The 12,238-nt window shown below is 61.2% G+C and carries 10 protein-coding genes; 4 read left to right on the top strand and 6 right to left on the bottom strand.

What is annotated here, in order from left to right; translation table 11 throughout:
* Positions 1 to 50 precede the first annotated feature (50 nt).
* Positions 51 to 2,543, top strand: a complete 2,493-nt coding sequence (lon, locus tag Pan216_RS02800; protein WP_145254498.1) for an endopeptidase La — start codon at positions 51 to 53, stop codon at positions 2,541 to 2,543.
* 252 nt (positions 2,544 to 2,795) lie between these two features.
* Here the strand turns inward: lon and Pan216_RS02795 are convergent, their stop codons facing one another.
* A complete protein-coding gene (locus Pan216_RS02795; RefSeq protein WP_145254496.1) occupies positions 2,796 to 3,848 on the bottom strand; it encodes a tetratricopeptide repeat protein in 1,053 nt (350 codons plus the stop codon).
* A gap of 127 nt (positions 3,849 to 3,975) precedes the next feature.
* Between Pan216_RS02795 and Pan216_RS02790 the strand changes: the two genes are divergently transcribed.
* A complete protein-coding gene (locus Pan216_RS02790) occupies positions 3,976 to 4,272 on the top strand; it encodes a hypothetical protein (RefSeq protein WP_145254493.1) in 297 nt (98 codons plus the stop codon).
* Between the two features lie 167 nt (positions 4,273 to 4,439).
* On the opposite strand, the gene Pan216_RS02785 is transcribed toward Pan216_RS02790, so the two are convergent.
* The 5 genes from Pan216_RS02785 to Pan216_RS02765 form a co-directional block, all read right to left on the bottom strand.
* Entirely contained in the window at positions 4,440 to 5,141 is a 702-nt protein-coding gene (locus Pan216_RS02785) for a zinc ribbon domain-containing protein (RefSeq protein WP_145254490.1), read from the bottom strand.
* 145 nt (positions 5,142 to 5,286) lie between these two features.
* A complete protein-coding gene (locus Pan216_RS02780) occupies positions 5,287 to 6,285 on the bottom strand; it encodes a DUF1559 domain-containing protein (protein WP_145254487.1) in 999 nt (332 codons plus the stop codon).
* 202 nt (positions 6,286 to 6,487) lie between these two features.
* The gene (locus Pan216_RS02775; protein ID WP_145263577.1) at positions 6,488 to 7,483 is read right to left on the bottom strand and encodes a DUF1559 domain-containing protein; all 996 of its coding nucleotides are present in this window, start codon (positions 7,481 to 7,483) and stop codon (positions 6,488 to 6,490) included.
* A gap of 467 nt (positions 7,484 to 7,950) precedes the next feature.
* A complete protein-coding gene (locus Pan216_RS02770) occupies positions 7,951 to 8,187 on the bottom strand; it encodes a hypothetical protein (RefSeq protein ID WP_145254484.1) in 237 nt (78 codons plus the stop codon).
* Between the two features lie 93 nt (positions 8,188 to 8,280).
* Positions 8,281 to 8,469 (bottom strand): hypothetical protein, encoded by a 189-nt coding sequence (locus Pan216_RS02765; RefSeq protein ID WP_145254481.1) that lies wholly within the window; start codon positions 8,467 to 8,469, stop codon positions 8,281 to 8,283.
* A gap of 293 nt (positions 8,470 to 8,762) precedes the next feature.
* On the opposite strand from Pan216_RS02765, the gene Pan216_RS02760 reads away from it, so the two are divergent.
* The gene (locus tag Pan216_RS02760) at positions 8,763 to 9,734 is read left to right on the top strand and encodes a bile acid:sodium symporter family protein (protein WP_145254478.1); all 972 of its coding nucleotides are present in this window, start codon (positions 8,763 to 8,765) and stop codon (positions 9,732 to 9,734) included.
* A gap of 298 nt (positions 9,735 to 10,032) precedes the next feature.
* On the top strand, positions 10,033 to 12,084 hold the full coding sequence (uvrB, locus tag Pan216_RS02755; protein WP_145254475.1) for an excinuclease ABC subunit UvrB: 2,052 nt from the start codon (positions 10,033 to 10,035) through the stop codon (positions 12,082 to 12,084).
* Positions 12,085 to 12,238 lie beyond the last annotated feature (154 nt).

Here is a 12,238-nt window from a genome sequence, read left to right as displayed (position 1 = left end):
TCTTAGCATTCCACCAACCACGCGACTCGCTCGCGAACAAGGGGGCGGCAATGGCCGAAAAGTCCAAAAGAGACTCAAAAGGTGGCGGTTCCAACAATCACCACCCCTTCGACGAGGACCAAGAGTCGCTTTTGGAGGACGTGATTCCGAGCAGCCTCCCCATTCTTCCTCTGCGAAGTGACGTCCCGTTCCCCGAGATCATCATGCCCTTGGTGATCGGACGCGACCGAGGCATCCTCCTGATCGACGACGTCCTCAAGGGAAGTCGCTACGTCGGGTTGGCCACGCAGCGCGATCCGGACACCGAAGAGCCCTCCGCGAGGGATCTCTACCCGTGCCTTTGCATCGCTCGGGTGCTCAAGATGCTCAAATTCCCCGACGGTTCCACCAGAATCGTCGCTCAGGGGCTTCGACGCGCACGCCTCGGTAAGATCCTCTCGGAAGATCCCTACCTCGTCGGCGAGATCGACCTCATCGACGACATCCAACAGGATGGAGTCCAGACCGAGGCCCTGGTCCTTTCGGTCCGGCGCCTTTTCAACCAGTTGATCGAGGGGGGCGCCCAAGTCTCCGAGGAACTCCAAGTCGCGGCGATGAACACGCACGCCCCCGGAGCCCTCGCCGACCTCATGGGCAGCGGCCTGGGGCTCTCGACCGACGAGAAGCAACAACTCCTCTCGGAGCCAAATGTCCGGCATCGTCTTCGCCATCTGGGCCAGTTGATCCGTCGCCAAGTCGATATGCAGGATCTCTCAAGCAAGATCCAAGGCGAGGTTTCGACCGAACTGACCCGCGTCCAGCGCGAACAGTTTCTCCGGCAACAACTCCAAGCGATTCGGCGCGAGCTCGGCGAAGCCGACGACGAGATGTCGGACGTCAACGAGTTCTACGACAAGCTCGAAACACTCGATCTACCCGAGCAAGCCGCTCACGAGGCCCGGCGCGAACTCGACCGCATGGCCCAGATGCACCCGAGCACCCCCGAGTACCACGTCATTCGCACGTTCCTCGACACGCTCCTCTCGATGCCCTGGGACGAGTCGACCGACGATCGACTCGACTTACGTCGAGCGAAGCGGGTCCTCGACGAAGACCACTACAACCTCGAGAAGATCAAGCAACGCATCCTCGAATACCTCGCGGTGCGAAAGCTCAAGCAGTCGGTGAAGGGCCCGATTCTCTGCTTCGTCGGACCTCCCGGCGTCGGCAAGACGAGCTTGGGCAAGAGCGTCGCCCGGACGATGAACCGCAAGTTCTACCGTCTGAGTCTCGGCGGCGTCCACGACGAGGCGGAGATTCGCGGTCACCGCCGCACCTACATCGGCGCCATGCCCGGCCGCATCATTCAGGGCCTACGTCGTCTCGGCACCAACAACCCGGTCTTCATGCTCGACGAGATCGACAAGCTCGGCGCCGACTACCGCGGTGATCCCTCCAGCGCCTTGCTGGAAGTGCTCGATCCCGAACAGAACGGCACCTTTCGCGATCACTACCTTGATGTCGAGTTCGACCTCTCGAAAGTCCTGTTCATCTGCACCGCCAACGTCACGTCGAGTATTCCGCCGGCCCTGCTTGACCGGATGGAGGTGATCGAGCTGTCGGGCTACAGCCTGGAAGAAAAGCTCGCGATCGCACACCAATACCTCGTCCCCAAGCAGCTCGAGGAGCATGGCCTCAAGAAGGAAGCCATCGACTTCAACGATCAGGGGGTTCGGGAGCTGATCCAGTCCTACACCCACGAAGCGGGACTTCGGAACCTGGAACGGGAGATCGCGTCGATCTGCCGGAAGGTCGCTCGCTCGCACGTGGAAGGCAATCGCCGGAAGGTCCTCGCCGACCGAAAGAAGGTGCAGAACCTTCTCGGCCCGCCCAAGTACATTCGCGAGGAAGCCGCGAGCCAGAAGATTCCGGGCGTCGCGACGGGATTGGCATGGACCGCCGCCGGCGGGGAACTGCTCACGATCGAGTCGGTCAAGACCCCTGGCAAAAACACGCTCAAACTCACGGGCCAGCTCGGCGACGTGATGAAGGAATCGGCCCACGCTTCGCTCGGCTACCTCCGGTGCCACTCCGAAGCGTTCGGCATTCCTCCGTCGTTCTTTGACGACTTCGAGGTCCACATTCACGTCCCCGCCGGCGCCATCCCCAAGGACGGCCCTTCGGCGGGCATCGCTCTCACCGCGAGCGTTCTCTCGCTGGCGCTGAACAAGCCGATTCGGCCTAAGCTAGCCGTGACGGGCGAAATCACGCTGACGGGCCGGGTGCTGCCGGTGGGTGGCATTCGGGAAAAGGTTCTCGCCGCGAAACGCGAGGGCTTCGACACGATCGTCCTGCCGCTGCTCAACGAGAAGGACACCGCGGATCTGCCCAAGGAAGCACGCGACGGGCTGACGTTCGTCTACGCGAAGCACATCGACGCGGTTGTTCCGCATCTCTTTGACGATCCCCCGTTCAAACGACGGGGAAGCCAGGTCGCGAAGGTCGTCCGCAATCGGCCATCCGGCAGCCGCAAAGCAACGCGTCAGCCCGCCGCCCCAGCGTAGCGAGCGTGGTTGGACACACCGGGTTCTTGGATTCGGCTCGGCGGCTCGACGTTACGTTCCCCGCATGATCGGGGTGCAGGCAGGTCGGTTTTCGACGCCAACTGTCGCGTCGCTGGACGGGCAGGGAGCGTCCTGTAACGGATGAGACCCCCTCTAACTCCCCCTTGGACAAGGGGGGATACAGGGGGGTCGGCATCCTCGATAGGCTGGCTACTTAAACCAGCGAACCTCCATCCTCCCTACTGTCAACCCTTACTCTCCGGCTTTACCCGCGTCGCCCTTCGCGTCCGCTTTCTCCTTGGCGGGAGCTGTCGGCTTGGCGTCGGTTTTCGGGGCGGCAGCTTTCCCTTTCGGCTCAGGAGTCTGCTTGGCCGGAGTCTTGGGCGACTCCTTTGCGGGGGTCTTGGACGCCTCCTTTGCGGGAGTCTTGGGCGACTCCTTTGCGGGGGTCTTGGACGCCTCCTTTGCGGGAGTCTTGGGCGACTCCTTTGCGGGAGTCTTGGACGACTCCTTTGCGGGAGTCTTGGGCGACTCCTTTGCGGGAGTCTTGGACGACTCCTTCGCGGGAGTCTTGGGCGACGGAACCTTGGCATCGTCCTTCGCCTTCTCCGTGCTCGACGGCAGCGGAGGAGCCGGAGTCTCGGACGTCATCGGCGGCAACGGGATCGAGGCGTCGGGCGGAAGCTCCGTCGACGGCTCCTTCGGCTCGTAGCTCGCGAACTCGGCGTAGAACTCCTTCGCGGTCGGGGTCTCGATCCGTTCCAGACGCATCCCGGAAAGAAACGCTTCCTCGCTCCCGGGATAACGGCTCACCACCTGCTCGTAGGCACTCTTCGCCTTCTCGAGATCGCCAAGCGTCTCGTAGGTCATGCCGATGCCGAAGCCCGCTTGCCGAGCGACTTCGGGATGGGACGAGCCGAGCCCCGCGAGCCCTTGGTAGAGCGAAAGAGCATCTTCTAACTTGCTGGTCGCGGCGGCGCGATCGCCGAAGAGCTGGCTCAGGCCTTCCTCGTACTCGAAGTCGGCGACGCGGAGCTTCGCGTACGCCACGACCGGTGTGCCGGCGTAGCGTTCCGCGACGATCTCGAACTGGCCGGCATCCTCGGCCGCGAAGAACTCATCCCACGCATCATCGACGGTCCGCTGCTGACTGCGGGCCATGACGGTCACGATCGTCGCGACGACAAAGATCACCGCCAGGCCGCCAAGCACGAAGGGGACATAGGGACGCAGAGCGATACCGTAACGATAGAGGATCGCCGAGAGTTCATTTTCCTGGAGTTGGTGTCGTTCTTCCGACTTCATCGTGTTCCCTGTCCGTGGTTTCTAGTCGCGCGGTCCGCGAGTCAGTTCGCCCCTTCGCCGCAACGGATGGCAAGGGCGGATGATACGTCGCAGTACCGGGGCAGGTCAACGGTGATTTGGAACCAGCTTGCCGAACCGTCGTCTCGTGGGAATCATGCCGATGATCTACTGGGTTCGTGAAATCGCCGGTTGGCTTCTGGTCCTGATGGGGCTCTACCTCTTCTTGGTCTGCTTGAACCTGATCGGGGAACGGCAGGTGGTGGGAGCCAGCATCATCGCCGGGATCGGGATTTTCGTCTTCCGAGGCGGGATCCACCTCGTGAAAGTTGCCGCCGCCTCACGCGTCGTGATCCACGCGGCCAAGCAGGGCACGGCCAAGAGTTCGCGCGAGACGCCCGACCAGCGTCCCCGCTCTAGGGGTTGAGCTTGGCTCCGACGCCAAGCACCCCTCTCCGCCATAACCTCTTGCCTGAAAAGAGGAAACGGACCGAGCCATGAAAAGAGTTCCGTCGAGAACGAACGCCCTCGACCCTCGTCTCGTTGACGGCGTAACCGCGAATGGGTGTAAATAATCCCGAAGGGAAGGGATGATCAGTCGCGGTAGAGCAGCGACCCACAACTCTTGCAGACGACGGCCCGATCCATGAGAAGATCGTTCCAACTCTGGGCCGTCAATTGGGTGTAGCAACTCTGACAGGTTTGGTCGCGACAGGGAGCGAGGGCATCTTTGCCCCCCCTGCTCTTGAGAAGTTTCTTGTACAGACCGAGGTTCTCGGCCGTCAGCTTCCGTGTGGTTTCGTCGATTTTCTCTTCCAGAACACCCACGCGGCCGGTCATCTTCTCAAGCGTGTACTCGGTCTTCTCTTTGAACTGGGCGAAATCCGCTTCTGCGTCGGCGAATTCCTTTTCGAGGGCGATGATGCGTTCGCCGATCTCTTCCTGCTCGGTGAAGGCCTCGAGGATCGCCTCCTCCAGTTCACCGTTGGCCGCGTTCCGGGATTTGATCTCCTCCTGGACCGCGTTGTACTCGACGTTTGATTTGACTTGGTTGATCCGACCCTTGAGTTGATCTCGTTTATCCTCGCCGGTACGGAGGTCGAGTTCCAGGCGGTCGGTCTTGAGCTTGAGTTGCTTGAGTTCTTCGCGGGTCTCGCCGAGCTTTTGCTCGCGTCGGGTCAGATCGGCCTTACGGCCTTTGAGCCGCCGAGGCCCCTGCTCCAATTGAGATTGGGCGTCGTGCAACTCGATATGGAGTTGATGCAGTTCCTTAAGCGTCTCGATCGCCGTGGACATCGAAAACCAATCCAGGATGGGGTCGATGCTCTTCCCGACCTCGTGGCGCCCGCCGCACCGTACTCAAGAAGAGCCTGACCGACCTACCATAGCGAATTGGGAAGACGTCGTCGAACCGGGCCGGCGCGTTCGCGCCGGCAAACGATCAGAAATCGTCGTCAGAAATGGACTCGCCCCCTCGCTTGGTCGCGAGCGCCTCCATCACCCGACCATCGACCGAGTCGCTGATCGCCTTCACGCTCGCGTCCCCCATGATGAAGTTGACCACGCCACCGTGGTTGCTGCTCCAGTAATCGTAGGAGGACTGAGCCGTCTGTCCGGGGACGCTATAGGTGTCGGTCTCGCGATTGAGTTGCCGATCGGTGCGGAAGGTTCGCTGCACGCTGAGGAATCCCTTGTCGCGATGACTACATCCGTAGGGGCCGGCGGAGTTGCTGTCGCAGGGGTCCCGAGAAACCTCGCCCGCCAAAATCGTGGTCGTCGTTCCGTCGGAAGTCGCTAGACCGCCCAGCGTTTCGCGGCTGTTGCGGTAGAACATCCCATTGGTGTAGAAGACGTCGTCGGTGGAATTGATGTCGGGAGCGCCGCTCATGCTCAGCCGGTAGCTACTGGCGGCGTTGGTGCCCAGTCGTTGCCAGGCGGTGGGATCATTGTCAACGAAGTCGTACTCGTTGGTGCGAGTTTGACTCATCTGCGACGGGCAAACGAAGACGCTCATGCCCATCGTGATCGCCGTCTCGTTGGCGAGCGAGAGGCGATCGTGATCGAAGTTCATGTCCTCGTAGAGGGTCCGACGATCGAGTTCCGGCAGGAGCATCGACCAACCACTCCAGTGGTGGTTCGAAGGACTTCCCTCGGTCGTACAGGTATCGTCGGGAGAGCAGCCGCCGTCATTGCAGTATTCAACGCCGCAGACGTATCCGAAGGGGAGCACGCGCTGCTTGTCGTGATAGTTCTGCATCGCCAGGCCGAGGTTGCGCAAGTTGTTCTTGCACTGCGTTCGGAACGCGGCTTCGCGTGCGGCTTGAACGGCGGGCAACAAGAGGCCAACCAGCACGCCGATGATCGCCATCACGACCAAAAGCTCGACGAGAGTAAAGCCGACCGAACGGCAACGGTGCCGTGTGGAAAGTGCAAAGGGCACGGTGAGAATCTCCCATCGGAGTGCAGGATAGGTTGGGAAGGTCCCCTGAGAAAACTACCTTCTTACTCTAATTCTCGCTTGGCGCCAATTCAACCGGCAATTCATCCGACTCTTCCCCAGCTTCTCGCCGCGCGAACGCGAAAAGAAGCCTCGCTGAAACGGGTGCCCCGTGCGAGCCGAGGGACGCATCCGAGCCTCCTGCCTAGTTGGAGAATCGCTCCAACGGCAGCCCGTCATTGCGGATGCTCGAAGTTTGGTACAGATCCTCATCGACACTTTCGCTGACGAAGAACGCCGAGCCATCGGCCATCAGGAAGTGAGCGCCGCCTGGGTGGAAACTGCCGAAGACGCGTGAGAAGTACTTGAAGAGGTGGTCGTAGCCCGACACTTGGGGTTCGGAACCGCTTCCCGGAATGGAGTTGATGGGCAGAACGGCCCCAGCGAGCGAATTCGGAAGAGAAGCTCCCCCGGCAAAACGACCGGAAGACGCCCACCCAATGACGTAATAGCCTTCTGGGAAGCCACCGTGGGGCAGATGGCCAAGCGTCGGCTGATAGCGGGTTTCGCCGAGCATGAAGACCTTCGAACTGCCGTCGCTGATCGATCCGAATTGCGTCCGCGAGTTGTGGTAGAGAATGCCGTTGCCGAAGAAGAAGCGCCTGCTGCCATCAACCGCACACGCCGCCAGCGAACCGGCGCCGCCACCCTGCACTCCCAGGTAGTTGGAGTTGTTGAATCGACGCCCAGTGGCGGGATCCGAGGGGCACTGGAACTTCGCAAGTCGCTTGAGCCACTCGACGTGGTTCGTGCTCGTCCGGCTACCTTCCGCCGGGAACTCGTTGATCGCGGTAAAGTTCTCGACGAAGTTGAAGCGGTCGTACCGTGCGGTCTCATCGAGGAACGGGAGAATAAGGACCGACCAGGGAGCCCCGTTGTTTTGCAACGTTTGGGTCGGGCAGCCGCTGGCGATGCTCGCGCTGGACACATACCCCGGTGGGAAAGTGTTGTGACTCTCGTGGTAGCTGTGGAGAGCGACGCCGAGTTGCTTGAGGTTGTTGATGCATTGCGCTCGGCGAGCGGCTTCACGAGCCTGCTGAATCGCGAGAAGGAGCAGGGAAACGAGAACCCCGATGATGGCGATGACCACAAGCAGTTCCACCAGCGTGAAACCGAGGCGACGGCGATGCTGACGCGACATTTGTTCCCTCGTTGACAATTCCCGGCATCGGATCGTGGTGATCGCGAGCGTGAACGTGCTCCGCTGGACCGGCCCTGGTCTGCGGAGGGAGCGCCCCCAAGACTGCGGCTGAGTCGTGCTCTAAGGGAAATTCTCCCACTGAGAGGACGATCCGCGTCGGCATTTCTACGAGGAACGGTAGGGAGAGGCAGGAGAAAACCGTGAGGAGCGACTCTTGTCCAGGCGAGGTCGCGCCGCGGAACGATGGTATCGAGCGGGAATGGATTGGAGACGAGACAAGACGGGATGGATGGCCACGAGAGATTCAGCACCATCAGATCGCCAGAAGACGCGATCGGTTGACCCAGTGCTGGAGGAAGGCCCATCGGACCGACGGGCGGTCTCCAAGCGACCTTCTTGGACCGTCTGCGCGGCGATGGAACAACGCGTCACCGCCGCGTGCGAGGATCGTTGGAGGTGCCGTGAAGTCAGTTCACCGCCCACGCCTCGTCGTGTCGCGACGGGCTGTAGGGGGCCTCGGACATCATCCAGCCTTCATCTCGCAAGCAGGCGCTCGCGTCGCCGATCCCCCAATCCTCGAGATAATCGTCGAACCAACTGTTCATCTCGGGGGCGACGTCGACGATCGCGTGACGCTGGCTCAGCGTCTGCTCGACCAACGTCCGCTCCATGTCTTCGACGGTTTGGAGTGAGGGCTGCGTCATGGAAGGTTCTCCTCGTTTCTTACCAGGGTGGCCCAATTGGGGCCGGTTCGCACAACCGCTGCGGGCCCTTCGGCGGGCCCGGCAAACGACGATTTACCAAGGTTCGCGGCTTCCGAGCGACTGCCCCAGAGCCACCATCTCCTCATAGGCGAGCTGCTCGGGATCATCCTCGAAGTAGCCTTCGCGGTGCGTGCCGTAGCGGCCCTTGAAACCTTCGATGAAATCGCCGTCCAAGAGAGCCAGTTCCCACTCATCCATCGCGAACATCTTCTCGTCGCTCATCACCCTACTCCTTTGCGTTTGCTTCCCGATTCGTTCTTTGTTCAAGCTGACGCCGGATAGCTTTTGCACACCCCGTGCCAAAAGCCGAAACCGACCGAAAAGCTTCCGATCCGGTCCGAACTGGGTCGAATTGGGAGCAAAATGGCCCCAAAGCGGCCCGTTGTCGAACGAAACCGAACTCAACTTGAACGCTTTTCTGCAAACCTCGGGAAAACTTCTTGCAAAGACGACGCTTCAGACTGACAACGGCCTCTTCATCCCTTCACCAAGTCCTAACAGTTGCCCACACGACGATGATCAAGAAGTACTTGCTTGCTTGGCTGGCCCTACTCGCACTGCTCGCCCTACTCTGGCCCGCGGAGATGCGGCCGCACCCGCGCCTGATCCAAGGCCTCGTCGTCGTCGCGATGCTTGCGATCGGGAGCCTCCTGCCCAGGGATGAACTTCAGCAGGTCCTCAAGCGTTGGCCAACGGTCCTGGGCGGAACGTTGGCCCAATACCTCACCATGCCACTGTTGGCGAATCTCTTCGGCCGCCTGTTCAATCTCGGGCCAGATATGCTGCTGGGCGTCGTCCTGGTCGGCTGCGTCCCAGGGGCGATGGCGTCCAACGTGCTGACGATGCTTGCCCGAGGCAACGTCAGTTATTCGATCAGCTTGACGACCTGCTCGACCCTTCTTTCACCGCTGTTCGTCCCGTTGGCGATCTACCTCTCCGTCGGCGAACAATCGAACGTCGGCCCGATCCTCGACTCCTTCTGGCAACTGCTCGGGATGGTCGTCGCCCCGGTCGTGATCGGCCATCTCGCCAGCCGTCAATGGCCCCGATTGGCCCTCACGGCCGAACGACTCGCTCCGCCCATCGCCAATATCGCGATCTTGCTCGTCATCGCGATGGTCATCGCTCGCAACCAGGGAAGCATCTTCGGCATCACCCCCGCGTTGGTCGCGACGCTCGCGGCGATCAACTTCCTCGGCTACCTGCTCGGCTACGCCATCGGGAAGCGCATGGGTCTCGATGAAGCGATGCGGCGGGCCCTGACGCTGGAGATCGGCATGCAGAACTCCGGCGTCGGCGCAGCGCTGGCGCTGCTCCTGTTCGAAAACCGGCCCGACGTCGCGATTCCGCCAGTCTTCTACATGATCGGCTGCATGGTCACGGGGACGATCTTGGCGCGATGGTGGGGACAGTCGTCACCCAACACGGCCGAACCAACAGAGGAAGACGAAACGGAAACTCTTCGAGAGACCGACCGGCAGGCATGAAAGGGGTCGATACTTGACGGAAGGGGAGAGAGAGATAAAACGATCTGATAGAACTTGCTCGCCTTGAAGAAGAAAGAGGGCGGGCCGTTCCTGCCGCCTCAACAATTGGAACACGCCTGCCCTCTTGTCTTCGTGGTCGCGAGTATAGCACGGGCCATACGGACGTGCATCATCTCTTTGCCTATTTTTCAGCGACACCAAAACCGATCTGAGCCAAGCCTCGGTGCGGGTACAGAACTCGCTACACTGACCTTGCCGTTTTGTCCCCTTTCCGGCGACCGTTCGCAGGGAGAAGCATGTGGTCTCGCCGTTTCGACTCGAAAGCCCCTTTGAACCGCGTGGCGACCAACCCGAAGCCATCCGACAACTCACCGAGGCCCTCGCTCGCGGTCAACGCCACCAAACCCTCCTCGGCGTCACCGGCTCGGGCAAGACATTCACGATGGCCAACGTCATCAAGCACCACGCCAAGCCGACGCTCGTCATCTCGCACAACAAGACCCTCGCGGCCCAGCTCTACACCGAGTTCCGCGACTTCTTTCCAAGCAACGCGGTCCGCTACTTCGTCAGCTACTACGACTACTACCAGCCCGAAGCCTACATCCCCCAGCGCGACATCTACATCGAGAAAGACGCGTCGATCAACAGTGATCTCGACCGACTCCGGCTGGCCGCCACCAGCGCCCTGTTGACGCGACCCGACGTCATCATCATCGCGAGCGTCTCTTGCATCTACGGTCTCGGTTCGCCCGCCGACTATCGCAAGATGGTCATCCGCGTCGCCAAGGGCTCGATCATTGACCGCGACGAGCTGCTCAAGGCGCTCATCGAAACGCTCTACACCCGCAACGACATCGAATTCGCCCGCGGCACCTTCCGCGTTCGCGGCGACGTCGTCGAACTCTGGCCCGCGTACGAGGAATTCGGCTACCGCATCGAGATGTTCGGCGACGAAGTCGACCAGATCTCGATCATCAACCCTACTAGCGGCGAAACGGTCGCCGACCAGGACGAGATCTACGTCTATCCCGCGAAACACTTCGTCCTACCCGAGGAACGAATCGCCTCGGCGGTCGACGGCATCAAGAAGGAACTCGCCGAACGACTCGAAGTCCTTCGCGGCGAGGCGAAGCTCCTCGAAGCCCAACGACTCAGCGCCCGCACCCGCTTTGATCTCGAACTACTGCAAGAGGTCGGGCACTGCCAAGGTATCGAGAACTACAGTCGTTACCTGAGCGGACGAGCCCCTGGCGAACGCCCCTACTGCTTGCTCGACTTCTTCCCCGACGACTTTCTCACCATCATCGACGAGTCGCACGTCACCCTGCCGCAGGTCCAGGCGATGTACGCCGGGGACCGCAGCCGCAAGGAAACACTCGTCGAGCACGGCTTCCGACTCCCCAGCGCCCTCGACAATCGCCCCCTGAAATTCGAGGAGTGGGAAAAGGTCATCGGCAAGGTCGTCTTCGTCTCCGCGACTCCCGCGGCGTACGAGTTGGAAAAGAGTGGCGGCGAAGTCGTCGAACAAGTCATCCGCCCGACCGGTTTGCTTGATCCGGTCATCGAGGTCCATCCCGCCCGGGGCCAAGTCCCCCACCTGGTCGAGGAGATCAAAAAACGCCGCGACCGCAAGGAACGAACCCTCGTCACCGCGCTGACCAAGCGACTCGCCGAGGACCTCTCCGCGTACCTCAATCAGCAGGGGATCGACTGTAAATGGCTTCACTCGGAACTCGACGCGATCGAACGAGTTGAACTGCTGCGCCAACTGCGGGAGGGCCAGTTCGACGCGATGGTTGGGGTGAACCTTTTGAGAGAGGGGCTCGACCTCCCTGAAGTCTCCCTGGTGGCGATCCTCGATGCCGACAAGGAAGGGTTTCTGCGCAGCGCAACCTCCCTGATCCAAACGATCGGCCGCGCGGCCCGGAACGTCAACTCGACCGTGATTCTCTACGCCGACAAGGGAACGCCGTCGATGACCCGAGCGATCGACGAGACGAAGAGACGCCGTGCCAAGCAGGAGGCTTACAACAAAGAACACGGCATCACCCCCGAGACCATCAAGAAGGCGATCCGCGGCGGGATCGAGGAAGAGATCGCCGCCCGGCAGCTCACCATCGAGGCGGTCGGCCAGACCGAAACGCAGGCAGTCAACCAGGAGTTCCTCAACCAACTCGAAGCGGAGATGATGGACGCCGCCGAGAACCTCGAGTTCGAACGCGCCGCCAAGCTCCGCGACCGCATCATGGAACTCAAAGGCGAGATGGATGGCGGCAAGTCCTCGAAGAAACAATCCCGCGGCCGCCGACGATCATCAGGCAGCTCGCCGAGAACGCGGTCGAGACGATAGATAGGACTCGCCCTCTCCTAAGGGAGAGGGCGGTTCGTTCTCGTCATGGGTGCCATGCCCATGCTTGCGTGGGCACGCTGTCGTTGCCTGTTCCAGAAACTCTGGGAAAACACCAGGAGATGTAGCGCATTGCCCTCTCCTTGGGGAGAGGGCG

Source organism: Kolteria novifilia (assembly GCA_007748055.1).
Classification (GTDB): domain Bacteria; phylum Planctomycetota; class Planctomycetia; order Kolteriales; family Kolteriaceae; genus Kolteria; species Kolteria novifilia.
This window is presented reverse-complemented; position numbering and strand designations above follow the sequence as displayed.

What these genes read in the sequence shown, in the direction of transcription:
- lon (WP_145254498.1), top strand. Translation starts at nt 51, where the DNA reads ATGGCCGAAAAGTCCAAAAGAGACTCAAAAGGTGGCGGTTCCAACAAT.
- Pan216_RS02795 (WP_145254496.1), bottom strand. Translation starts at nt 3,848, where the DNA reads ATGAAGTCGGAAGAACGACACCAACTCCAGGAAAATGAACTCTCGGCG.
- Pan216_RS02785 (WP_145254490.1), bottom strand. Translation starts at nt 5,141, where the DNA reads ATGTCCACGGCGATCGAGACGCTTAAGGAACTGCATCAACTCCATATC.
- Pan216_RS02775 (WP_145263577.1), bottom strand. Translation starts at nt 7,483, where the DNA reads ATGTCGCGTCAGCATCGCCGTCGCCTCGGTTTCACGCTGGTGGAACTG.
- Pan216_RS02770 (WP_145254484.1), bottom strand. Translation starts at nt 8,187, where the DNA reads ATGACGCAGCCCTCACTCCAAACCGTCGAAGACATGGAGCGGACGTTG.
- Pan216_RS02765 (WP_145254481.1), bottom strand. Translation starts at nt 8,469, where the DNA reads ATGAGCGACGAGAAGATGTTCGCGATGGATGAGTGGGAACTGGCTCTC.
- Pan216_RS02760 (WP_145254478.1), top strand. Translation starts at nt 8,763, where the DNA reads ATGATCAAGAAGTACTTGCTTGCTTGGCTGGCCCTACTCGCACTGCTC.